Source organism: Paenibacillus sp. GSMTC-2017, assembly GCF_016019935.1.
GTDB lineage: Bacteria > Bacillota > Bacilli > Paenibacillales > Paenibacillaceae > Pristimantibacillus.
In genome coordinates, this window is sequence record NZ_JAECMT010000001.1 from 267,518 (window position 1) to 292,914 (window position 25,397).

Consider the following 25,397-nt stretch of genomic DNA (forward strand, 5'->3'; position numbering starts at 1 on the left):
CCGCTTGTTTCATAGATCTTGGTAACAGGATGGATAATCATATTAATTTCGTCCACTAACCCTGCATGTAATAGACGCTGTACAAGACTAGCACTGAAATTGCTGGTCATCCACTCGTAATGACAAATGCAATTTCTTTGAATTGTGTTGCTGCTATAGGAGCTACCCAACCTCCTTCGCTAATTCCCCACACTCCAACCATATTTTTTATAACATCTGAACGTTTTGCAAAGTCTGCACCCCGAATACCAAATCCTGTGCTAACAGCTCATAGGAACGATTCGTTTTGGAGTAACCTTTACTTCGCTTGTTATATAGTAAGGTGACAATTCCCGCTTCCGCGAATACCTCGGCTTCTTTGCGAACCGATTTTTGATTGCCACTGCCATGAATAATAATCCAGCAATTTGGGTTAGTCAATGGACATTTCAAAACGATAACGCTATCATTTTGTTTAACTAGCAGATGTGTAGCGATTAAATAAATTATAAAGAAAGGTTGATGAATGATGGCTTATGATTACAGCAATGAGAAAATAGTGAAGGTAAATGGTATTGAGTTAGCAACCGAGACGTTTGGCGATCCGCAACACCCTGCTATTTTGTTAATTCAAGGCGCAGGTAATTCTATGATTTCTTGGGCAGCGACTATTTGCCAAACTCTAGCGAATGCAGGGAATTATGTTATTCGGTATGATAGTCGGGATACAGGCCGCTCGACAAGCTATGAAGTTGGGAATCCGTCCTACGAGCTACGTGATCTTCTAGCTGATGCATTAGCCATTTTAGAAAAGCTGGACATTAAACAATCTCATATTGTTGGTTTATCCCAAGGATCAGCCATCGCTCAATTACTAGCCATAAACTATCCTGATCGCGTAACGACCATTACACTAATCTCTAGTACACCTGGGGGACCAGGACATCAAGCTACTGATCTCTCACCGATGCATGAAGGTATTGCAAAAATATTTACAGGTGAAGCAGTTGTACCAGAACCCGATTGGGATAACCGCGAATCTGTAGCGAACTATCTTGTTGAAGGCGAACGACCTTTTGCGGGTGGCGGTACATTCGATGAAGATTGGATAAGGGATACTGCCCTTCATATTTTTGATCGTACTGTTAATCTTGCTGCACAATTGACTAATCCATTCCTACTCGATGCAGGTACCCCATGGCGCGAGCAACTATCTACGATAACCACTCCAACACTTGTTATTCATGGTACTACCGATCCTTTATTTCCACTCGATCACGGAGAAGCACTTGCGAGAGAAATACCCAATGCCAAGTTACTAACTCTTAAAGATGTTGGTCACGCACAGTTACCACGAAATGTGTGGGACATCGTTACGCAAAATATCATTGAACATGTTAGTCGATAACAATCTGAATACATTTTTTAAAAGATAATAATTGCATTAAAAAAAGGTTATCTCTCCACCAGTTAATTACTGATAGAAAGCTAACCTTTACCTTATTTCTTAAGCTCAATTCCTTTAAGTAGAACTGTTAATGCTTCTGCTCTAGTTGTATTAGCCGCTGGCTTAAACAGGTTTGAGCCATTTCCTTCAATAAAGCCGAGTTTCTTAATCGCTGCTACAGCACCTTTTGCCCAAACAGGTATTTCGTTATCATCCGCAAAGTCGGTTGAAACGTTCACTTCCAATGAAAGCCCAGCTGCTTTTGCAACAATTACTGCCATCTCAGCGCGAGTAATAAAATCATTAGGTCGGAATGTGTCATCTTGGTAGCCACTAATATATCCGGCTTTTACTGCTTGTGCGATTGAACTTTTTGCCCAATCTCCGATTTGATCCACATCCGTAAAAGCAAGTGTATCTCCCGCTTCTTGAACGTTTAGCGTATTCATTAACATAACCGTAAATTCCGCACGAGTCATTGCTTTGTTTGGCATAAACGTTCCATCCGAATAACCTTTTACAATACCGCTCGTTAAAGCTTGTTTAATTGCATCCTTCGCCCAATGACCATTAATGTCATTTACGTTTAACGAAGGTTTCGTTTCTTGTGTTGGCACTTCTATCGGTTGATCAACAGCAAACACAGCAAACTTCGTAAAGTGATTCACGGATACCGTAATTCGGTTTCCACTTATTTTGCCACCAGGAACTTCTTCCCACACCCGCTTCATTTCATCAAAGTAGAATACGACAGCCTTTTGATTACTTTTCACTTTGGCTGGATCGAAAGTGAAGGTTATCGTTACCGGTTTAGTAAAATTCTCAGGGAAGTTTTTCAAAATTTCATATATCGTACTGATAAGAATTTCACCTTTGGCAAGTAACTTTTGCGAATCTTTTACTTTGTCCACAGTTATAATTAACTCTCTATTAGTAGCGTCAGCAGGAATCAATAAAGTCATATCGTTATCGACACTAACTTCACCCGTTTTACCTGTTGGTAATGTTAATTTTCCGTCTTTAGAGATAAACGTTGATGGATCACCTCCGCCACCGCCACCAGAGTTGTTAGGTTGGTTAGATGTAGCTTCTCTAGTTACAGCAACGGTGTAAAGGGCTGTTTTAGTACCATCTTGTGAAGTTACATGGACAGAAATCGTATTTATACCTACATCTAATGTTTTGGAACCTAGATCAGTTGCTTTTATTGAAGCCTTTGAATCTGATGCAACAGCAGAAACAATTGCGCTCGTAACGTTATTCGGTACATTTGCAGTGTAATTCATTGTGTCACGATCAAAGGATGGATTGATCGTCACACCGCTTAATGAAAGTGTAGCTAATGTTGCATCTGTACTCTTTGAACTAATAACACTTGAATGAACGGTCAATATATGTGGGGTGGATGCTACTTCTGTATCTGTTGCAGCTACACGAATAGCAATCTTATCACCTGCATTTACTGAAATATTATCTACTTCCGTGCCTTGAATCGAAATATATGCTCCATCATTGATGGTATATTCCATTCCTTTTGCAACATGAATCAACTTCGTTGATCCACCTTCTGTTCCTTTGACCATATTAGTAAATACCCATAACTTTGGATATTGTCCCGGAACCAAATACCATTCAGTTGTGAAATCCCAACCGCTGAAAGTTGACTTTTCTTTCATTTCCGCAGTTGTTTTCCCATCGCCTTTGCCTGTATCTGATTGCTTCGCTGTGTCTTTGTCATAGAAGCTATTACTAATTGAACCACCATATATGTTACTTACCAAGCCTCCAAGTTGATTAGCTCCCTTAACAACACCAGCATTATAACTATTACTCACTATTCCATATGCATTTAGGCCAACCAAGCCACCAACTGAATTATATCCACTCACAGCTCCTAGATTATAACTGTTGTTAATTGATCCGTTTTGATTTCTACCAACCAAACCACCAACTTCATAATAACCGTCTATACTGCCTGAAAAGTAACTGTTACTTATTGTACTTCCAAATTGTTGAAAGCCAACCAATCCACCTACATAATTAGTTCCGCCTACAGTTCCAGTTGCATAACTATTGCTAATTTTTCCATGGCTGATTCCAACCAGTGCTCCAGTGTAATCAGCACCAATAACTTTTACATCTTGCAACTTCAAATTTGAAATAGAGCTACTATTGCTTATATTTCCGAACAACCCCTGTGCAGAACCACTACGCCTGTCTAACTGCAAGTTCGAAATTTTGTAAGAATTACCGTCTATATTGCCGTGAAAAGAATTGGCGCTAATATATGTCCCTGACCCTATTGGCTCCCAATTTGGGTAACTACTCAAGTCGACATCTGCAATTAGTTTAAAATACTTGTCCTCTTCTAAATGCTCTCTTACATCATTTAATTCATCTGCGGTAGAAATTAAGTAAGGGTCACTTATCGTACCCGCTCCTGCTCCAATAAACAACTTAATAATAGACTGATTTACGACTACTTCTGGATATCCCGTTGCTTTTATACTGATGCTCTGAATCCCTTTTTTCAGTACATTGGCTTTAATCGAAATTACTTCATCTCGAATAGTGTATTCTGTTTCTTTAACGAGCGCATTTCCTCCAACAGACACATCTGTAATGGCTTCTCGCCAAAAGGAATCGTCTACAAACGTCAAATCAATGTCATTAGTCGTATAATTTTCAGTACTATCTGATGTAACAGCAGGTGGAGTATAGAGAAAATCTTTTATCTCTATATCATAATTATAGGGGTTACCTGCATGATCTACGAATGCCCCAGCATCAACCTTAATGACGTTATGCAAACCAACTAAAGATTCATTAAAGCTTATTTTGAATGTACTAGAGGATGACGAAGACGAACTGTTCACAACCGTTTCGTTCTCTCCCAGTGCTGTGAAGCTGCTTTCGTTTGTCCTTTTAATTGAAATTTTATTTTTAAGATCTTCTACGGTACTCGCTTGTTTAGCATATACATTAAAGGTTACCGATACAGTTTTGTTAAGATCGTTTACCGATACCTTCAAATCTCCACTATCAAGCTGTAAATCGCGATAATAACACTTTTTCGCAATACCATAAGAAGGATCTCTACCAAACTCTGTAGTGGCGCAAAACGAATAATTTGTCGCAATTTTTGATACATAACCAACGGTCGTTGATGTAGTCGTATCGTAACCCCAATATCTCACTTCCTTTGTCCCTATAAAGGTACACAGGTGGCCCTCTTCTGCACAATACGTCCATCCAATACTACCATCTGGTCCAACGTTGTTTTGGACAGTTGCTGACGCATCAGTCGTTAGTAGTGAAGAAAACAAACTCATGAAGATAACGACTACTAATAATCGAACCGTTACTTTGTTCAGCAACGATCTAGGTGAACCTATTGACTTTAATTGAAACATCGTTGTATCCCAACCCCTCTTATTTCATCTATTAGGCAGAATGGTATCTTACCTATCGCAAGTCTAGTTCATCCCAATAAAAGAATAATGAAAGAGTTGGTAATAAAATCGACAAAAACCGCGTAGCAACAAGGCTTCACGGTTTTTGTCGACTGCAATGTTTATTTTAGAAGTATAGATGATTGAAACAGTAATAGATCAAAGGTTGCTACTACACCAGCTTGAACTTTGTATGTGTTATCGTATTCATCAAGCATGCTCGTCATAAGACGCCGCACACTAAGTTTAGATGAGTTAGCTTCTGAAGTACTAGCACCCATTGCTTTTACGGAATGTAGAAAATGATTAGCAGAATCATAGTTCTCTATGTTAATGAATTGCTCGTATCTATTATTTATTAGATCAGCATGTACTAACATTTGATTCCACTCATCAATTGAATGAAAGGAAAGTCCATGACGCTGTGGTTTCAGTCCGAAAGATTTATACACCTCATCGAATGAATGATGCAGCTCACAAAACGTTTTTGGACCAAACGTTGTAAACAGAAGCATACCACCCGGTCGCAGTAGTCTCCGAAGCTGCTTTAGCGTTTCTTGGGGTGTGACTAACCACTGGAAACAAGCGTTGGATACAATAAGATCGAATGAGCCCGCTTCCTCATTTAAACTCCAATGCTCTATATCTTCTTGAACGAACCGAATACGATCCCTGCTAATATTACTCACACTCTGATTATGTATCTCTTCATTAGCTATTCGCTCTTGTGCGACTTTTATCATATCTGGAGCAAGATCAAGTGCTGTAATAGTAGCCGCAGGAAACTGTTGAGTTAAATGATAGGTAAGAGCCCCCGTTCCACAGCCGATTTCTAAAATATTGGGCTGGTTCATTTCCGTTTGTTCCTGCCAACCAATTAGTCTATTCACTAACAACTCCTGCATCTTACGCTGAATGTGTGCATGAGTGTCATAACGATTTGCATTACGATTAAATTGACGTCGGATATTGTTAACTTTGCTTTTCATCCCACCATCTCCTAATCTCATTCGCTAGTTGTTCTTCTCTGCCAATAAACGGTACATGTCCACATTGCGACAACGTTATTAGCTCAGATTGTGACAACAACGTATGAAGCTCTACGGCAGCTGGATATGGACAAATGTAATCCTCAGTACCATGGATAATAAGAGTGGGACATTTGATATCACTGAGTACACTTAAACTTTGTTCAACTATTAACGTGTTGAGCCCGGATATTAAAGCCTCATTTGTCCAATTTCCCGATGATGGAATACAATTCCCTTTATGTTGCTCCCACTCAGCATCAGTAAATAATAGTCTTCTAAACCTCGTTTCCACACTTGTTCTATCTTTACCTAAACCCGTAATCATACTTCTTACATAAACCTCTGGCCAACCCAGCTCACGTTCTTCTTTTGGTCTTGTGAAACTTGCAGTCGCACTAAACAATATAAGTAAATCAGCCAATCCTTGTGCTGCATACTTCAAAGCTAATAATCCTCCAAAGGACCATCCGGCAATTACGAGAGGACGCTTATTCCCAACTTGCTCATTCGAACGAAGGCTCCGTAGTACCGTTTCTATTGTTCTAATCATCGACCCAGATGAATCTGTCCTATTATAGTCAACGGAAATATGCTCAAATTGCGGCAAGTTCGTACGCAAACTATCAAATATATTGTCTGGCATGCTCCAGCCTGATAACCACAATATTGTACCTTTTGTTTGATGCTCGCACTCTACTTCCAGTTGACCTACAGCACTCACCTCTTAAGCACCTCCAATTGCTGGCCAATTTCAATGATTGTTTCTGCGGCTTCAGCAAGTTCTTGCTGACCATGTACTGCAGACAAGGAAAAGCGTATACGTGCAGTTCCCTCTGGAACAGTTGGTGGCCGAATGGCAACAGCAGCGATACCTTTCTCCTCTAACGCTTCACTGAAACGTAACGCTTTATCATTATCACCTATAATAAGGGGTATTATTGGTGAGTCTCCCTCACCGATAACATAACCACCCTCTCGCAAAAAGGACCGGAATAACACACTATTAGCGTTCAACTGTTGTCGCCGCCAATGCTCGGACTGAACAAGTGATAGGGATGCTAATATTCCAGCAATGATAGAAGGGGGGAGCGCTGTCGAATAAATGAGCGGTCTTGCTTTGTTTACGAGCCAGCGAACTAACGTTCTACTTCCGCACACATACGCCCCATACAATCCAAACGACTTACTGAATGTACCCATCATTATGTCGACATCATGATGGATACCAAGTGCATGGCACAATCCTTCTCCACGTTCACTATATATTCCACTGCTATGAGCCTCATCTACCATTAATAATGCGCCATATTCGCGTTTTAACGCGATTAGTTCCTGAAGCGGCGCTTGATCACCATCCATCGAAAATATTGCATCCGTTACGATAAGCTTTCGTTCTTTGTGACGATATTTCTCTAGTAGCGTTTCCAAATGCTTCATATCATTATGCCGATACCTGGCATGATCAGCACGACTTAAAACAATACCATCTACGATACTCGCATGATTAAGCTGATCACTAAATACGACGTCCCCTCTGCCAACTAAAGTACGAATAATACCTGAATTCGCCATATAGCCATTGGCAAACACAAGCGCCGCTTCACGTTCGTGCCATGCTGCAAGTTCAACTTCAAGGTGTTCAAAAAGTGGATAATTACCCGTAACGAGGCGCGATGCTCCAGCACCTGCACCAACAATCGAAAGTGATTTTGACATTGCTTCTATAATTAGAGGGTGCTGGGATAGTCCGAGGTAATCATTCGAAGCAAGATTTAGCAGTTGTTGTTGTCCGCGTATGATATAACTAGGATGCAAAGCAACGGGAGCACTATTTCGCAAACTTCGTTCTAATGAACAATTTGCCAAACCATCAAGCTCCCTTTTCATCCAATCCATTGGCTCCCTCGCCCATTTCTCAACCTCATCTCTCATTGGTCATCCTCGTTCCTACTAACGCTTGTTTAATCGGTGCTAGTTGCAAGTGATTTCTAGCTGCATCTATTAAACCTTCTGTATTCATCCCTTTATCAAAAAAAGGAAAACGACCAAGTACTTTTACTCCACTATAAGCTTCAATAAGTTCAGCATTTGTTCCCCTACTAGGATCTAACGATTCGTCGCTTGCAACGCAATCGTTCAAAATAACACCAACAATCGGAATACCGTAATTCCGTAAATAGGATACAGTCAATAAAGTATGATTGATTGTTCCAAGTGAGGAGCGGGCAACAATTAAAGCAGGTATTTGTAGCTCTCTAATCAAATCCACCACTAGTGCATCCTCCGTTAACGGTACAGCAACCCCTCCTGCACCTTCAATGAGTAGAGAACTGTATCTATCGAAATAAGGTTCACCAGCCTCCATAATTTGCTGTATCGACAACACCACACCAGCATGCTTAGCTGCAAGGAGCGGTGTAAGAGGTGCTTCAAAACTAAAAGAAGCAATCCCCTCCCCTCCCTCTTTTAAACCAGCTAGCTGAACCAATCTTTCCCCATCAGTAGCCCCGCTACCTAGAACAGCACCAGATTGAACAGGCTTCCAAATACCAACATCTTGCTCTTCTGCACGCAAAACTGCTGTAATTGCTGCTGTTATTATCGTTTTTCCGACATCGGTATCTGTTCCCGTCACGAACAACGCTCGATTTGCATACAATTTACGTTGCTTCAACGAAACTTCGCCACCTTCATCAATTTCTCTTCAGTAACATCAATAATGGCTTGGATCAAAATAGTTGTCATTTCATCCAGCTCAGCTTCGCTACTCGATAGAGGTGGAATAAATACGATAACATTGCCTAGCGGCCTTGTTAACATGCCAAGCTCTTTAGCTCTCATACTCGTTCGTACGCCAATCCGCTCTACCCATTCATAGGGTTCCTTCGTTCCCTTATTACGTACAAGCTCGATTCCTATCATTAAACCTTGTTGCCGAATATCACCAACATGCTGGTGTTCCCTAAGAGCTTCTAATTTCTGCTTAACAAAAGCTGCTTTCTCCTTTACTTCATCAACGATATTCCGCTCTTCAAACAACTTCAAGCTAGCTAATGCTACCGCACAACCTAGTGGATTGCCCGTAAAAGAATGTCCGTGGAAAAAGGTTTTTTGTGCTTCATAATCTGCATAAAAAGCTTGGTACACCTCATCTGTCGCAAGCGTTGCCGCCACAGGCAAATAGCCGCCTGTTAATCCTTTCCCGACAACCATCAGATCTGGCGTTACTCCTTCCAAATCGCAAGCAAACATTTCTCCAGTACGTCCAAAGCCAGTAGCAACCTCATCTGCAATGAGCAACACGTTATAGGCACGACATAACTCTTCTATTTCACGAAGGCAACCTTGTGGCATAACGACTATGCCACTTGCTCCTTGCACGATTGGCTCCACTATAAGTGCTGCAATTTCATCTGCTTTCATCTCAAGCAAATGACGCAAGGCGGATATTGTATCTTCTTTAGCTCCCGCTTCACCGCCTTCATGACGATAGGCATGAGGATAAGGTATAACGTGTCTCGGAAATAACATCGGACGGAATACGTCATGATACAACGGAATCGCACCAACACTTACCGCTCCAATTGTATCTCCATGGTAAGCTTGATTCATCGTAATAAACGTTGTTTTCTTCGTTATTCCTAAGTTACGCCAGTATTGAAAAGCCATCTTGATTGCTATTTCTACACCAGTTGCGCCTGAATCCGAATAAAATACTTTTGCGAGTCCTACCGGTGCAATCTCTACTAATTTAGCAGCTAACTCAATTGAAGGTACATTTGCCATACCAAGTAAAGTAGAATGTGCTACACGCCCAAGTTGATCGATGATCGCTTGATTTAACTCAGGAACGTTGTGACCATGTACATTAAGCCAAACGGAAGAAAAGCCATCGAAAAATTGTCGACCTTCCGTATCTATTAACTTAACTCCTTCACCTCTTTCAATAATAAGAGGATCAGAATCGATATATTCTTTCATTTGAGTAAAGGGATGCCATAAGTATTCCTTGTTTAAACAAGATAATCTCTCATAATAGGTATCCAATAGTCATCACAACCTCTCTGTTTTATTGTTAACTACTAATTATAATAATAGGTTAACAATTAAATCGCAAGCGCTCATACTCAGTTAAACAAGAAAAATGGTGGTGCAGGAACTTAATCCTTCACCACCATCTTTATATTTTATATAGTCTATGTTATAAGCTTATCTCTTAAGTTCTGAAGTGTCTTTTCGCTAATCCCACATGCTTTGATCAAATAATTTTCTATCGTCCCATACTTACTCAGTATCTCTTCCAAAATATCTTCTAAATAGTCTCTGCGCACTTCAAGAAGGGGCTTAAGTCGATCCTTAGACAGTCGAAACAAACTCATTTTTCTAATTAATTTCGCTTGTTGATCTGCACGACTTTGATTTAACTCATTTGAGAATAAATAATCCTCCATAACGATAGAATATGGCACTCCCACTAGTAGCTGAATAAGAGCAGCCAACATTCCTGTTCTATCTTTCCCACTCGTACAATGAATAAGTGCTGGTAATTCATCTTCATCCGCAAGTTGTACAATTATTTCTTTTATTTGGTCTGTACATTGAAAAGCTATTTTGCGGTAAAAATCTTTCATCATTGTATTCAAATCTATTGTTCGTGCAGACGTCATCAACAATTTGAAATACTGGAATCGAGTATAGTCCTTTTCATTCTGTTGAATAGGCACATTAATGATTTGTGGCCTTTGACTATTCAAAATTCTAAAAAGTTTTGATGCCCTTTCATTTGGAGTACGGAGGTCATAAATCTTTTTTAACTTTAACGTCTGAAACTTCTCCATTTCCTGTACCGTTAATTGTGATGGTTCATCCGAGCGAAAAAGGATTCCAGTCCTCATCATCCGACCATCCGAAGTTGGTAAACCACCGATATCTCGGAAATTTCCGATATTAATAAACTGTCTTTCCCCACGATGTACAGCATTTATTGCGGTATTCATCCCCATGCAAATCCTTTCATTTATGAAAATATGGTAAAGTAATTGTTATGCAGGTTTTGCTTCAATTTCTTCTTCATTCGTTTTGTTTCTTTGAGCACAGTCGAAATATGAAGAGCTTCTTCTTTAATCGTATGCTCTGGAAGATGAAGTAAAAGTTGCATATGACTTCGAATGACCGTAAGTGGACTCCTGAGTTCATGAGATGCATCTGCAATAAATCGTTGTTGCTTATCCCAACCCTTTGAATCGGAATGAGTGCTCTCCTAGCTAATACATATCCTGCAAGTAATGAAAATAAAGCTCCTATCGAACCTCCATCGATCATCACTCTAAAAATGGCTTGTGAGATCGCAAGATCGTCCTCTATTACAAGTAGTTTCATAGCCCCCCAATCTTTTCTCTCTACACACTATTAAACATCTTGACTAGGTGCAACAAATCGGAAGAGAAAAGCTTGCTCATAGGCATATTGCAGATGATCCGCGATATTATTATACCATTTATTACCTTGTGATAAATCTACAAAATCTGCAGGAATCATCCGGCGAATGCCAATCTTGAAACCCGCACGGAAAAAAGCATCTGCTACCGTATCAATGGTATGTTTTTGCATTGGCAGTGTTGCGTTACTGTTAATTCTATCTCTAATGCTCGGCAAGCTAGGATTACCCGTATAATCTGCAAATGTAGCATAATAAACGCCACCTGGCTTTAATATCTTTTTCATCTTGAGCGCATGATCATCTAAGTCAGGTAGTAAATAAATAACTGCTAGACTAAAGGCATAATCAAAATAATGTTCATATTGTTCTGGAATAGAATCCGCAAAATAGTGAATGGGTAAGTTTCCTTTTCTACGATTAGCAACTTCTATTGATTGTCGAGCGAGGTCAGTGCCTACACCTTCTTTGAATGGTCTTTGTTCATAGAGCAGACGAAGGAATCCACCTTGATTACAGCCAAAGTCAAACACATTGCTTTCACTTAAATCTTCTACAGGTATAAAACTAAGCACTCGCTTCCAATGCGGCAAATGATCGTCTTCCATACCTTGCTCACCTTCACCTTTATACTGCCACCATACATCATATAATGATTCTGAAGTCATTTTTTATTCCTCCTCTATTTGTTTTCTATTAGATAACGCTATACATCCAACAATAATGAACACACCACCAATAATCGTAAGCAAGTCTGGCACTTCACTCCAAAATAAATAACCAAATATGGTGCTCATTACAATGCCAAAGTAGCTTACAACTTGAACCACTACAGCATTTGAATACGTAAATGCTTTTGTCAGCAACAACTGCCCGAAGAGCGAAATAAGTCCAATCAGCAACAGATACAGTCCTTCACGAACATCAGGTATGACAAATTCGCCCCACATAAAAGGGATAGCAACGAGTGCAGAAGTTGCTACAAAGTAAAAAACAATTTCATACGCATGATGACTTTTGCTTAAGTATCGAATGGCTATACCTGCTGCCGCAGCGAAAAAAGCACTTAATAATCCGGCAATTGCATAAATGGAATAACTAGAATATTGATAAGGTTTTATGAGGAGCAGAGCCCCAATAAACACAACTGGTAGAAGTGACCACGTTGCACGCGAAATTTTCTCCTTAAGAAACAGGGCAGATAGGATGATGACAAAAAAAGGTGACAAGTGTGCTAATATACTGGCGTCTGTTAGTGGCATTTTGGCAATCGTGTAAAAATAAGCGAGCATGTAGAGCCCACCTAAAACGCCTCTTAGCACCAACATCGGAATCCCATTCCGAGAAAAGGTTAGCTTACTTTGTCGCATAAGGACTACAATAAGCAATGTGCCAATTATTCCTCTAAAAAATGCGATTTCAGCTGCCGGAATCGTATCGCTAACTTCTTTGACAAGTGCGTTCATTACACTAAAAACTAGTGACGATAATAAAGCGAGTTGAACACCGTTTCTCATGTAAACCTCTTTCATCACACATATTAAGTCGAACTATAGTTCCATTTCTTCCGCTGCTGCAACTAACAATCGGGTATAGGCATGTCTTTTTTCGCTCCATAAATCTTTAGTGGAAAACAAATCAACTATTCGGCCTTCTTTCATAATAACGATGCGATCGCTCATTTGCTGTACAGTTGCAATGTCATGTGAAACGAATAAATAGGACATATTTAGCTTCTTCTGTAGCTGTTTCAGTAACATCAGAATTTGCGCTTGTACCGTTACATCTAAGCTCGAAGTAGGCTCATCACAGATTAACAACTTTGGACTGAGACTAATGCCGCGTGCTATCGCAACACGTTGCTTTTGCCCTCCGCTTAGCTCATGTGGGTACCGATCAAGATGCTCTGGCTCCAAACCTACCATCTGCAGCAGATGTAATGCTGTTTCCCGCCGTGATCGATTAGTACGATTAAAAAAAGGAAGTTGTGCTTGCGGAAAGTTATCCAATGGTTCGATTACTGAACGCCAAATCGGTAGCCGATTATTTAATGAAGCCGTCGGATCTTGAAACACGACCTGAACGAATCGGCGTAGTGTCCGAAGTTTTCTAGAATCAATATGAACTAACGACTTGTTTTCGAAACGGACATCTCCACTGTCCGGTCTTTCTAGAGCAAGCAGCAATTTAGCTACTGTGCTTTTGCCACTTCCACTCTCTCCTACTAGACCAAGACATTCTCCTGCTCCGATTTCAAAAGAAACATCTCGTAGAGCACATACTACATCGCTACCATTTTTGTACGTTTTACAAAGTTTGTCCACTGTTAACAATACTCGCATCTAGTTTCAACAACCTCCTCACCTAATTAGCTTAGGGCATGCTTCGAGTAACATTTTTGTATAGGGATGAAGTGGCCAGAACCTTATCTGTTTTGCATTTCCTTGTTCAACGATTTTTCCCTCTTGCATAACTGCTATATGATTGGCACGTTGCAATACTTGCCGTAAGTGATGTGAAATATGCAATACTGCACATCCTGTCTCAGCTTGCAGCTGTGCAATTAAATCCAAAATTAACGCACTCGTTATAACATCTAGCGCTGTCGTTGGCTCATCAACAATAAGTAATGAAGGCTCAAGCATTAAAGCAGCAGCTATTGCAATTCGTTGTCGTTGTCCGCCACTGAGCTCAAAGGGATAACTTAAATACACCCTTTCTACTGGCAGCGCCACACGAGCAAGCCATAATTTAGCTAGATCCGAAGCATCGCTTTTAGACAACTTCCGATGTGAGCGTATCATCTCAACCAGTTGGTTGCCTATTTTGATTGATGGCGTAAAACTGCCCTGATAGTCTTGATACACAATTCCAATCTGCTTACCGCGCAGTTCCCTTCTGTCATGTGCAGTCTGAGTTAGTATACTTTCTTCCCTAAAGAAAATGTGGCCTGCCCGGATGCGAAGTGCCTTGGGTAAAAGTCCGATGATAGCACTCGCTGTGACGCTTTTCCCGCTTCCGCTTTCACCGACAAGGGCAAAGGTTTTCCCCTTTTGAATAGAAAAGGATATACCATGAACAAGAGACTTACTTTTGTTATGAAGATAGGCATCAATATATAATTGCTCCACCCGCAGCACCGACTCATTCTTATCCTCTAATGGAGCAACTACTCTATCCACAGTAGAATCGAGAACGTCCACAGTCTTCTTACTTAAAGCATTTATACTCATACCTCACCTCTCTTTCCTAAGTCCCATTGCTCATTCTACATATTCACCTTCGTTAAGTACGATTACGAACGTCTAGATGGTCTCTTAGTCCATCACTTAGCAGATTGCATGCTAACACGACAGTTAGTATTAGAAGCCCCGGATAGATCATGAGCTCTGGCGCAGCTTGAAAATAAGGTCTGCCATCACTTAACATAGCTCCCCATTCCGGAGCGGGTGGCTGAGTACCTAATCCCAAATACGATAACATCGATATGAGAAGAATCATTTTCCCTACATCAAGTGCTGCCACAACTGCAAGTGGAGAAGCAATTTGCCGTAATAAATGTCTTTTAATTACCGTCCACGTTCCACTTCCCGCAACGATTGAAGCAAGCACATATTCCTTTTCCCGCTCTGACAAAATGATGCCTCGAACCAATCGAGCGTAGCTAATCCATTTCACACAGCAGATAGCAAACATAACGTTTAACAGTCCTGGCCCAAGAAAACCAGCCACTGCTACAGCAAGTAAAAATTCCGGCACAGCACCTAAGCCATCTGTTACACGCATTAGAATACTATCCACTATTCCACCGACATAACCGGAAAACAGTCCTATCGTTACTCCTATAGAAACGACTATTGTTATAAATACAAATGTGGTACCAAGTGTCATTCGTGCTCCGTCCATTAATCTTGAAAATAGGCAACGACCAAGATGATCCGTACCGAGTGGGTACTCTAGACTTGGAGAAAGGAGACGATCTGCCATGTTTACGAGTAACGGGTCATTCGGTACAATCCAAGGACTAATAATAGCTAGTAGAACAACAACAGCAACTAATCCCATTCCACTTGCTATCATAGGATTCCGAAAAGTTCTCCACCTTGTATGGAAATACACTCTCGACGAATGGGTTGCAACTGAACTTTTATTGTTCATACTCGTCTCCCCCTTCCTACACGAATTCTGGGGTCTAGCAGTCCATAACTAATATCAACTGCCAAATTAGCAAGTACAATAAAAAAGCCTGTTAGGAGAACATAACCCTGGATAAGCGGGTAGTTGCGCTGAGTAATGGCTTCCATTGCCATACTGCCAAGTCCAGGCCAACCAAATAACGATTCCGTGACGACTGAACCTGCCAATAAACTGCCTATACTCATTCCGAACACTGAAATTATAGGTAATAATGCAGCCTGTAGCGCATGTCTCAGCATTACGCTCGATTCTGCAATTCCACGTGCACGAGCTGCTCGAATATAAGACTCAGATAACGTTTCAAGCAATCCTGCGCGTAACAATCGAATATATTCAGGCGCCATAACAAAACCCAATGTTAGTGAAGGTAGAATTAGATGACGAAAACTCCCGTTACCCATTGTTGGCAACCAGTTCAACTTATAGGAAAAGAAGTAGAGCAGCAGCAAACCTAACCAAAAGCTTGGAATAGATGAGCCAATTAGTGCAATAAATCGACTAATATGATCGGGTAAACGCCCTTGATGTTGTGCAGCGAGCACTCCTAAAGGAACCGATATTAGCAGGAGAACGAGTAGTGCACCGATCGTGAGTGATATGGTCGCGGGTAGTCTTTCCATCATAATGTCCCAAACATCACGATTATTCATATAAGATTTGCCTAAATCAAACGCAACTACATCTAACAACCAGTTTCCGAATTGCTTATAGAGCGGCATCTCCAAACCTAGTTCCGCTCGGACCACATGCTGGTCATTCAGTGAAACTGCACCTTCATTTGCCTTTAATATAGCAAGCACCGGATCTCCCGGCGCCAGCTTCATAAGAACAAATATAACGATGCTTACTATCAACAAAACAATAACAAGCTGGACAAATCTAAAACCGATATGCCGAAGCATATTAATTCACATCCATCTTATTTGTTACGATATAAAATTCTTCAGCAGTGGGCTCCCACCCGCTAACACGGGCATTCACACCTACCAAAATATTTGGATTAATGATGTAGGAATGAGGCATCGTTTCTTTAATTACAGATACTGCTTTTTTAGTAAGCTCATTTCGCACTTCAACTACTCCAGTTCGATTTAGTTCATCTAGAATACTTGTCAGCCCTTCAACTTTTATGTTTGCAGCATTATAAGAACCACCAGGAACATAAGCAGCATTTAAAAAAGAACCGCCATCACCACGTGGAGATGTTAAATAACTTGATGTTGATATGTCCCAATCGGAATGATCTGCAATATAGACATCTGGGTACTCAACGGACACAATATCCACTTTAATTCCCACTTTAGCCGCTTCTGATTGAACAAGTAGAGGAATAAGCGGAAGTTCAGGATTGACCCCTGTAAATGCCATTAATTTAAGTGTTAGTTGCTTCCCGTCTTTTGTAAGTTTTCCATCATTTCCTTTCTCATAGCCAGCATCTATAAGTAGCTGCAACGCACCAACTTGGTCAAGCTTCTGATATTCATCCCTGTTGCCGAATGAAAGTGTTGGATTGAATGGCCCATTAGATGGTGTCGCATAACCAAACATAATATCTTTTACGATTGCATCTCTGTCGATAAGCTTATCAATTGCTTGACGAACATTTAATTCACTGACATTTGGACTTTTCGGGTTATACGTAAAATAGTGGGTGCGCAAACTTGAAACAGATTCTAGCGTCAATTCTTTATCCTTTTCAATAGCTGCAAGCGACTCTGGAGCAATATGGTAGACGATATCTGCTTGTTTCGATTGGAAAGCGAGTGTTCGGACATTGGCATCCGAATTAAATGTAAATACAACTTCAGCAAGCTTCGCTATACCGTCCCAATACGTATCAAAGCGCTCTAAATGAATTTCATTTCCGGCCTCAAAGCTCATTACTTTAAAAGGACCCGTACCAACGGGGGCATTGTTAAATGTATCCTTTCCTACCTTCTGCTCGGCTGCAACACTTATAATTCCTGTTGTTGGATGGACAAGCTCAGTTGGAAATGCAGGGAAAGGCTCCTTTGTTGTTATCGTTAATTGTTGACCGCTAGCTTCTATCCCTGCAACTTTTAATGCTGCTTCAAGTGCTTTACTATCTTTAATGCCACGTTCGAAAGATGACTTTACAGTTGCGGCATCCAGCTTAGTTCCATCTTGAAACTGTACTCCGTCTCGAATTGTAAAAACCCACGTTGTTTCATCCTTTGCTTCCCAACTTGTAGCAAGCCAAGGAGCCAGCTGCATATTCGCATCAAGACGAATTAACGTCTCCGTCACTCCTGCCCGCAATGCGATCCATGTATTATGGGGATCGAGTGAATCGTTAGGTAAACTGTGAATAATGGTTACCTTCTTTTTGCCTAGCTCCACTTTGGCATTACTTAAGCTACATGCCGTTACGACCATAGCTAATAACATAACAAGTAGAGCTGTAACGATCCTTTTTCGATCATGAAGACGAATAAACATCCTTTTTTTCACCCTCCTCCTTGTTCACTTTAGATAATTCATCAACGATCGCATTAACTTCATCTGCTGTTGTATCCGTTATCATTTCTAATCGAAACGTATGACTGCCCTTCTCCTCCACAAACGATGATAATTTTTGTTCAAACCGATCGATAAGTTTACATGTTTGTGGCATTGCTACATCAAATCTTTGTGCCAGACCATACATTAACTTCAACTTCTTGTAATCTTCGTAAGGGACTCTTGGAATAATCCATTTTCCCTCTTTGTCCTGTGACACTTGAACGTAAGGAAAAGCGGAGAAATCAGTATACTTCCCTTTCTCATCTGGTTTAGAAAAAGGATCAATTAATATAGACGAATACCGAATATAGAGCAAATATTGTTGTTTCGTTTCGTCCATGTCTACAAAACTTTCGATATCTTCTCTTGATAGAGTTGTTTCGTGTACGGGATAATTATCGTCATTCAAAAATTTTAATAGATTAAGAGGTTGTGCATGTAGCTTTTGAATGAAAGCAGAAGTTTCTTTCCAAAGTAGAAGCATTTCTTTTATCACATATTGTGTAATGGGTCCTTCTGGATACAGCTTATACATATATTTTGTTGATCGTTGCTTGCTGAAAATTTCATGTAGTGAAAAGTCATTGATAAAAAATGGAGGATGAACATACGCTGTTATACTTCTACTCTCTGCTTCAATCGGATGGGCGGCGATTTCACAAGTAATGCCTAAACTCTCTATAAATACTTTCAAGTTATTAAGCGTGTGGCTGCTAGATTGATTTGAACCAACAACAACTTTTCGTTTTAAACCTTTTACTATGGATGTTAACAATGTGGTTCCTTGGGGGTCGAATCTCGTTGCGGCATAATACGTGGACAAGCTAATGATCTCGATTGCGTCATTTGATTTATTAACAACACTTTGTACGAGCAAATTCGATCCAATTCCTGGTGATAACAATATTATTCTCTTAACTTTTGTTAATTCCTTCAATTTTAATTCCTTTACTACATTCAAATATGTGTCACAGGGGGTACATACAATAATCGTTTGCCACACATTATCGATATGTTCGAATCCTTCATAAAATTGGGACAATTGTGCCGTTCCAGATAGATGACTTTTCGATTCAACCTGTACAACAGTTGAGATAAGACCGGAACACCTTTCAAGCTCCTGCTTTATTCGCTCACTATGGGAGCCTATCCTGTTTGCTATCCCTACCTGATTGCACCAGCCATTAGAAATATCAACGGCAACATGAATAGCTGCTGGACCCGCTCCGATTATTAATACATTTTCAAATAGAGCTAATTGTTGTTGCCCCATCATAGGCTATTCACCGTCCCTACAGACAACCGCTTTTTGGACTCAATGATCATCGTATCGTAAATACTTTTATTTAAAGAAATCGGGGTCGTATCCCAATCATCGGTCAAATCCTTTTCCATAGGGTAATTAAACACTGATTTTAATCCATTCCCGTATCGCAAAATAATTTTAGCTTCTGCATTGAGTGTTTTCTTAAGCTCCTCCAATACTTCGTATTTGTTTCTAACAAGTGAAGCGATGATGACATGAGTAGCATCTTTGAGAAAAGTCTGTTCATTCAAAGGGGATTCCGAAAAAAGGACTTTCGACTGCAAACCAGATATTTCAGCAACTCTTCTCCCGAGTCTTATAGCTTCACTATCTATGTCTATACATAATACGTCTGCATTTGTTTCTTTAGCGATTGTGAGCGCGGACGTTGGGAAAGCACCTGAGCCGACGAACAACACTTTTGAGGTGGCTACGATCCGAAATTCATTTAGTTCATCTTTCACTGCCCCAGACAAAATGGTTAAATAATCGCTCATATCCATCTTGTTCTCAAGAGTACTTACTGATTGATACTTTTCCATCTCGCATAAAGCATAGGTTGACGTTTGACGAAGCTGATTACTTTGTTGCTTGATTTCTTTATCATGTCCCCAAAGTTGCCATTGCTCCTCGTTTATCTCACTAGTCATGAAGAGACAAAGCTCATCGAGTTTTACTTGCAGTAATTCGAAACAGTCTGAACACTTTTTTGAAAATAACGTTAGTTTCTTAATCTCGTATTCAATCGATTGCAAAGAAAGCAAAAAAGCATATTTGTGCTTCATCATTTCCCTCCTTTTCGTTGGCTTCACCCTGATAATACCCGAGAACGTATTATTCCATATGACTCTTTAGAGTCATTTTATGCAGTAACCTGCCCACGTATATCATTGTTAAAATAGCCTGTGCAATACATTCGTGCTTACTCGACAGTACCCGACAAAAAAAGACCGTCTCATGAAAGAGACGGCCCTAAATAAATATCAAACAGTTTTATTACACTTGTTTAAATGCAATCCAATCTAATTTCAAACCTGGTTTAACGAAATCAAACTGCATTTCATAAAGACCGGCTTCTAAGTTCACCTTTACAAGCTTTTGTACAATCCATCTGCCTTCTGTTCCATTCGTTTGAATGGTCGTCATCAATTGATCGTTCAACGTTACATTACATGCACTTTGAGCGAGGTCCGTTTCAAGTGACATGACATTAACAAAAACGCGATATACACCCGCTTGTTCTACTTTGATGAAGGTAGATCCTGCTTCAGCTAGTTTCACTTCAGTATTTTGTGATACTACATGAGCATTCTCAGTCGCAAGTGACGGGTTCGATTTGAACGTTTCGACTTTCTCTTCGATTACTTGGTTTCTAGAGAACACTGGCGCCTGCATCAAAAACTCGCAAATATTAATTGCTGAACGCTGCAATTCTCCTCGGGTTAAGGAAGCATTTTCAAGTGATTCAATTGTATTGTCTCCCCAAGCATTCGTTTCCGCTCCATAGTTGCTGACGACCATATAAAGATCGTTTTGCGCACGAACCATCCAGTTGGTTAGTTTCCGATCTGCTGGACCACCATGAACAACATCATTCATAATCGCCCACCAGTCCGTCATCACGATACCTTTAAATGCCCATTCACCGCGAAGTATCGTTGTATTTAAATCATAATTGGAAGCAGCCCAATGTCCGTTTATCGGATTGTACGATGTCATGATCGAGTTCGCCCCACCTTGCTTAACAGCGATCTCGAAGCCTTTTAAATAAATTTCTCGTAGCGCACGTTCAGAAACAATTGCATTAACTTTACTGCGATGTTTCTCCTGGTTGTTGCAAGCGAAATGTTTGAGAGTAGCGTTAGAGCCACCTTTCATTATTCCACGAGTACATGCAGCTGCAAACACGCCAGAAATAAGCGGATCTTCAGAGAAATATTCAAAGTTTCGTCCGTTAAGCGGACTACGGCGGATGTTCATACCTGGGCCAAGCAACGCGTCTACGTTGTTACTAACTAACTCTTGACCTTCCATCACATAAAGTTCTTCGACAAGTGCTGTGTTCCAAGTTGCTGCAAGTAAAGTACCTATCGCAATCTGAGTAGCCTTCCCACCGCTATCCATACGAATACCGGAAGGACCGTCTGCTGTACAACCTACAGGGATGCCATAAGAAAGTAGACTATCACTAACACCGCCAAAGGCTGAAGCTGTTCCCGGTGTAACAAGCGGACTGCTCATTCCTTCGCCTCTAACGATGGCTGCAAGATCCTGATCGTTAAGCTGTGCAATAAAGGTTTCTATGTTCGTTTTTTGTTCAAAAACATCTCTTAGTTTGTAACTTTGATCGCCCGTTTGAGCTAGTGTTGCAGGAAGATTGTTTTCGATTCGTTCTGCCATCGAGATTCTACGTACAGGAACTTCAGACGAAACAAGTTCGAACGATCCATCTTCCTTGCGAGCTCCCGGTTTCATTCTTGCAAAGCTTTCCGTAGGGGCCATCGCTTCTTCCAATTGCTCGACAACTTGAAGATCTTCGACTACGTAACCGCTGCCTCCAGCACCACCGATATCTACAAGATTTTTGACGCTATTACCTACATACAAATGATATACTCCAGCTTCGAGTACGTATGCAGAGCGATATCCTGTCACACCGCTATCATCATAGGATGACATGATATGAACAGGGAAACTTACTGTCAGACGTTGAGAGTCACCTGCTTGTAATACCTTTGTTTTCACGAATGCCGCGAGAACTTTAGCTGGCTTACCTAACTTTCCTTGTGGAGCTTCATAATAAACCTGAACTACTTCTTTACCTGCATATATGGAACCTGTATTTGTTACCGTTACATCGATTTCTATCTGTTTTTCTCCATTTTTGACTGTTAGCTTCGCTTCTTCTGGCTTAATCTCGAACGAAGTATAGGATAATCCAAATCCGAATTCATACTGTACCTTCTCAGGGCAGAATGTCTCAAAGTAACGATATCCAACATAGATATCTTCTTCATACACACTTCTAAACTCATCACCATAATTATGTGTTGATGGATAGTCTGCAATAGAATAAGCAATCGTATCCGTTAGTTTACCACTAGGCGTAACCTCTCCAGCTAGAACATCGGCAATTGCATTGCCGCCTTCCATTCCACCATGCCAAGCATAAATCACAGTTGGAATCGGGTGAACATAACTTTCATCATTCATCCAGTTCATATCGATAATGTTAGATACATTTAGAACAACGATCGTTTGTTCAAAGTATGTCGTTACTTGTTTAAGCATATCTTTTTCTTGGGCTGTTAATTGATAGCTGCCCGGCGCATCTGCATTATCTTGATCTTCACCTGCAGTACGTCCGATTACGACAATTGCTTTATCCGAGTTTTTTCTAGCTGCGGATACAAGCTCATCGGATAAAATCATTTCTTTCTGATGCCATGGCTCAGCAGCCCAGCCGCCACCACCGTTATCAAATGGATTTTTTTCAATCCACTTTTCATATACAGCAGCTAATTGCTCATTAACCGTAACATTCCCTTTACTGCGAAGACCATCTAATAAGTTAGTTGTATACGATACATGAACACTACCGCCTGAGCCTGTACCGCTTCGATAATAATTTAGTTGTGTTCTACCAAAAATCGAAACGTTTTCCTTGTCGCGAAGAGGAAGAACTTTTCCTTCATTTTTTAATAAAACAGCACCTTCTGCGGCTACAATTCTGCTAAACTGGGCAAAACCTTCTAATGGAACTCCTATTGTGTGAATACTCATATGATGCCTCCTGATACAAATATATGTGTTTTCAAACTTAAATCGATAAAATCGAAACGTTTCGATTAGTATATCATATTTTACCTAGAGTCGTACAAATGAAATTAACCCGACCACTGAAGGTCGGGTCTCCGAGCGTATACTCCACTTATTTTTATACAGGTATCTGCATCATTAAAGTCACTTTAACTTGCTTTAGTTTTAGCTTTATTAGTATCTGGCTTTATAAAAAATAATGCCAATAAACAACATATGGCAGCAATACCTACGAAGATGTAAAATAACCACGTTACTTTTTGCAGAAGGACAGATGCCACTAATGGACCAGCAGCGACGCCGATAAATCTTGTACTGCTATACAATGAGGTTATTGTCCCGCGCTGTTTTTGGTCGATACCTTCCGTAATTAGTGAATCTAAACTAGGTAAAACAAATCCGATTCCGAGTCCACTTACAGACATGAGAGAAATAAGAGTAATCAAGTTTTTAGTATTAGCTATCCCGCAGAAAAGCATAACAGCTGCCACTACAGCAATTCCAATAACGGTAAACCATTTCATTTTACTTTTACTTTTCCCAACCATCTTCCCAGCTGTAAATGAAGCTATACATATAGCTCCGAGAGGGATTGCGAGCAACGCACCTTTCCAAATCCCTTTTATATGATATGTATCCTCAAGCACTGAAGATAAATAATACAGAACTCCAAACATAATAAACATTGCACTGCCACCCACAGCAAAGATAACGTATAACCAATGTCCTTCTTTTGAAAGAATACTTTTGATGGTGGTTAGAAATTGTTTGAATTTCACTTTCGTTTTTTGAGCTTTTTTAGGCTCTTTGACGAGAAATAATACAGCTAATATCGAAATTAATGAAATAATAGGAATAACAATTAGTGGAAGAAACCAGACAACCATTGCAAGTGCTGACCCAAGAATAGGACTTAACACTTTACCAAATGTATTGGATGTTTCGATCATTCCTAGTCCACTGCTAACCTCTTCTTCGCTTTTGAACATATCGCCAACTAAGGGCAATACGATTGGAAATGCCCCAGCAGCTCCTATCCCTTGAATCAATCTACCTATCAAAATAATTATATAAACATGACTGTGCAATAACCATGCAGCCAATCCTGAAACTAATCCACCTATAGCGGCAATCGAAAGCCCAATAATGATAATTAGTTTTCTTCCGAAGCGATCAGACAAAAACCCAGCGATTGGAATAAATAAGATGGATATTGCTGCGTAAACCGTAATAATTAAACTTGATTGCACCGATGTTATTTTCAATTTATCCTGCATAAGCGGAAGGATAGGAATAAGCATCGAATTGGCAAGTGTCATAATTAAAGGAATTGAGGCAAGTGCCGCTAAATCCCATTTCTTTTTCTGCTGCTCCACTCACATTCCCCTTTTTACTAAAGATCATTATTCACTTTGTAACTTGGATTGGAACATCAGTATTGTTTTCCGCTGGCTTTCTGCTTATACGTAGAACTAAAAATGAATTCCTATTCAACTACTTGACAGATACTTGCTATATCTTTAAATTGAGTAAAATTGGTAATAAATACAAAGTAAAATAAGGAGTTGTTTAGATGGCTTGTTTAGGGTGTCGGATAGCTAATGGGATAGAACCTGACTTAAACGTCGTTTTTGAAAATGAACTTATTACATGTGTACTCGATATTAATCCTTTTAACGAAGGCCATTTGCTTATACTGCCTAAGCAGCATTACTGGGATGTTGAAGAACTGGATTCAAAAACTGCCTATTCCATTATGGATGCTTCAAAAAAACTTTCGATTGTATTAAAATCGTTGTTTAAACCCGCCGGCATCAGCATTTGTCAAAATGGAGGGAAATTTAATGACTTAACCCACTACCATATGCATCTAATTCCAAGGTACGAAGGGGATGGATTTACATGGAGTGAGCCATTAAATCCTCATGGAGCTGGGCAAAGGTTAGCTGAAACGAAAGAGAAATTTGTAGAGGTTTTGAAGGAGGGATAGGGATTATGTTAGCCCCTGTCTGCAATAAAATTGGGGATCAGTCTAAATCTTCTCCAATACTCTTCACATAATGAGATATGAAAGGAAGCAACGATCTCTCCTAACTTATCTATAACTTCATGAGTTATCGTTCTTGCTTCATTTTCTGTCTGACATTCAATAAACAAATTGATCAGTATCTTCTTCAACCCATCCTTGGTTACAAGCTTTTACAAA

At 40.2% G+C, this 25,397-nt stretch carries 23 protein-coding genes; 2 read left to right on the plus strand and 21 right to left on the minus strand.

The genetic code is table 11. The features are described 5' to 3' along the window. Positions 1-207 precede the first annotated feature (207 nt). Positions 208-420, minus strand: coding sequence for a hypothetical protein (locus I6N90_RS01175; protein WP_197933693.1), 213 nt, complete (start codon positions 418-420; stop codon positions 208-210). An 85-nt stretch (positions 421-505) separates the two neighbouring features. Between I6N90_RS01175 and I6N90_RS01180 the strand changes: the two genes are divergently transcribed. Continuing rightward, positions 506-1,387: an alpha/beta fold hydrolase gene (locus I6N90_RS01180; protein ID WP_232242474.1), complete on the plus strand. Its 882-nt coding sequence runs from the start codon at positions 506-508 to the stop codon at positions 1,385-1,387. A 92-nt stretch (positions 1,388-1,479) separates the two neighbouring features. Here I6N90_RS01180 and I6N90_RS01185 read toward each other — a convergent pair whose 3' ends face one another. From I6N90_RS01185 to I6N90_RS01275, 19 genes are all read right to left on the minus strand, one after another. Next, positions 1,480-4,839, minus strand: coding sequence for an S-layer homology domain-containing protein (locus I6N90_RS01185; protein ID WP_197933695.1), 3,360 nt, complete (start codon positions 4,837-4,839; stop codon positions 1,480-1,482). A gap of 161 nt (positions 4,840-5,000) precedes the next feature. Beyond that, on the minus strand, positions 5,001-5,867 hold the full coding sequence (gene bioC, locus I6N90_RS01190) for a malonyl-ACP O-methyltransferase BioC (protein WP_197933696.1): 867 nt from the start codon (positions 5,865-5,867) through the stop codon (positions 5,001-5,003). Continuing rightward, positions 5,851-6,630 carry an alpha/beta fold hydrolase gene (locus tag I6N90_RS01195; protein WP_332262374.1) on the minus strand — a complete coding sequence of 260 codons (780 nt, stop codon included), beginning with the start codon at positions 6,628-6,630 and terminating at the stop codon, positions 5,851-5,853. Before I6N90_RS01195 ends, bioC begins: the two co-directional genes overlap by 17 nt. Next, a complete protein-coding gene (gene bioF, locus I6N90_RS01200; RefSeq protein WP_232242476.1) occupies positions 6,627-7,841 on the minus strand; it encodes an 8-amino-7-oxononanoate synthase in 1,215 nt (404 codons plus the stop codon). The genes I6N90_RS01195 and bioF overlap by 4 nt, the downstream gene beginning before the upstream one ends. Next, a complete protein-coding gene (bioD, locus tag I6N90_RS01205; RefSeq protein WP_232242478.1) occupies positions 7,831-8,583 on the minus strand; it encodes a dethiobiotin synthase in 753 nt (250 codons plus the stop codon). The genes bioF and bioD overlap by 11 nt, the downstream gene beginning before the upstream one ends. Continuing rightward, positions 8,580-9,890, minus strand: a complete 1,311-nt coding sequence (bioA, locus tag I6N90_RS01210; protein ID WP_232242480.1) for an adenosylmethionine--8-amino-7-oxononanoate transaminase — start codon at positions 9,888-9,890, stop codon at positions 8,580-8,582. Before bioA ends, bioD begins: the two co-directional genes overlap by 4 nt. 215 nt (positions 9,891-10,105) lie before the next feature. After that, positions 10,106-10,906 (minus strand): tyrosine-protein phosphatase, encoded by an 801-nt coding sequence (locus I6N90_RS01215; RefSeq protein WP_197933698.1) that lies wholly within the window; start codon positions 10,904-10,906, stop codon positions 10,106-10,108. A 20-nt stretch (positions 10,907-10,926) separates the two neighbouring features. Continuing rightward, positions 10,927-11,121: a histidine kinase dimerization/phospho-acceptor domain-containing protein gene (locus I6N90_RS25355; RefSeq protein WP_197934749.1), complete on the minus strand. Its 195-nt coding sequence runs from the start codon at positions 11,119-11,121 to the stop codon at positions 10,927-10,929. A gap of 197 nt (positions 11,122-11,318) precedes the next feature. Next, positions 11,319-12,014: a class I SAM-dependent methyltransferase gene (locus I6N90_RS01225; RefSeq protein WP_197933699.1), complete on the minus strand. Its 696-nt coding sequence runs from the start codon at positions 12,012-12,014 to the stop codon at positions 11,319-11,321. A gap of 3 nt (positions 12,015-12,017) precedes the next feature. Further along, entirely contained in the window at positions 12,018-12,863 is an 846-nt protein-coding gene (locus I6N90_RS01230) for a DMT family transporter (RefSeq protein ID WP_197933700.1), read from the minus strand. A gap of 33 nt (positions 12,864-12,896) precedes the next feature. After that, entirely contained in the window at positions 12,897-13,688 is a 792-nt protein-coding gene (locus I6N90_RS01235) for an ABC transporter ATP-binding protein (protein ID WP_197933701.1), read from the minus strand. Positions 13,689-13,706: 18 nt separating this feature from the next. Next, a complete protein-coding gene (locus I6N90_RS01240) occupies positions 13,707-14,579 on the minus strand; it encodes an ABC transporter ATP-binding protein (protein WP_197933702.1) in 873 nt (290 codons plus the stop codon). Between the two features lie 52 nt (positions 14,580-14,631). Continuing rightward, positions 14,632-15,504, minus strand: a complete 873-nt coding sequence (nikC, locus tag I6N90_RS01245; protein ID WP_197933703.1) for a nickel transporter permease — start codon at positions 15,502-15,504, stop codon at positions 14,632-14,634. Beyond that, the gene (nikB, locus tag I6N90_RS01250; RefSeq protein ID WP_197933704.1) at positions 15,501-16,445 is read right to left on the minus strand and encodes a nickel ABC transporter permease; all 945 of its coding nucleotides are present in this window, start codon (positions 16,443-16,445) and stop codon (positions 15,501-15,503) included. Before nikB ends, nikC begins: the two co-directional genes overlap by 4 nt. 1 nt (position 16,446) lies before the next feature. Beyond that, positions 16,447-18,003 (minus strand): nickel ABC transporter substrate-binding protein, encoded by a 1,557-nt coding sequence (nikA, locus tag I6N90_RS01255; RefSeq protein WP_197933705.1) that lies wholly within the window; start codon positions 18,001-18,003, stop codon positions 16,447-16,449. Next, positions 17,984-19,342, minus strand: coding sequence for an opine metallophore biosynthesis dehydrogenase (locus tag I6N90_RS01260; protein ID WP_197933706.1), 1,359 nt, complete (start codon positions 19,340-19,342; stop codon positions 17,984-17,986). Before I6N90_RS01260 ends, nikA begins: the two co-directional genes overlap by 20 nt. Further along, positions 19,339-20,160 (minus strand): nicotianamine synthase family protein, encoded by an 822-nt coding sequence (locus I6N90_RS01265; RefSeq protein WP_232242482.1) that lies wholly within the window; start codon positions 20,158-20,160, stop codon positions 19,339-19,341. The genes I6N90_RS01260 and I6N90_RS01265 overlap by 4 nt, the downstream gene beginning before the upstream one ends. A gap of 208 nt (positions 20,161-20,368) precedes the next feature. Then, positions 20,369-23,155: a glycoside hydrolase family 3 C-terminal domain-containing protein gene (locus I6N90_RS01270; RefSeq protein ID WP_197933708.1), complete on the minus strand. Its 2,787-nt coding sequence runs from the start codon at positions 23,153-23,155 to the stop codon at positions 20,369-20,371. A gap of 185 nt (positions 23,156-23,340) precedes the next feature. After that, the gene (locus I6N90_RS01275; protein WP_332262375.1) at positions 23,341-24,567 is read right to left on the minus strand and encodes an MFS transporter; all 1,227 of its coding nucleotides are present in this window, start codon (positions 24,565-24,567) and stop codon (positions 23,341-23,343) included. Between the two features lie 197 nt (positions 24,568-24,764). Here I6N90_RS01275 and I6N90_RS01280 point away from each other — a divergent pair, with 197 nt between their 5' ends. Continuing rightward, positions 24,765-25,181: an HIT family protein gene (locus I6N90_RS01280; RefSeq protein WP_197933709.1), complete on the plus strand. Its 417-nt coding sequence runs from the start codon at positions 24,765-24,767 to the stop codon at positions 25,179-25,181. 8 nt (positions 25,182-25,189) lie between these two features. On the opposite strand, the gene I6N90_RS24600 is transcribed toward I6N90_RS01280, so the two are convergent. After that, a complete protein-coding gene (locus I6N90_RS24600) occupies positions 25,190-25,369 on the minus strand; it encodes a hypothetical protein (RefSeq protein WP_232242483.1) in 180 nt (59 codons plus the stop codon). Positions 25,370-25,397 lie beyond the last annotated feature (28 nt).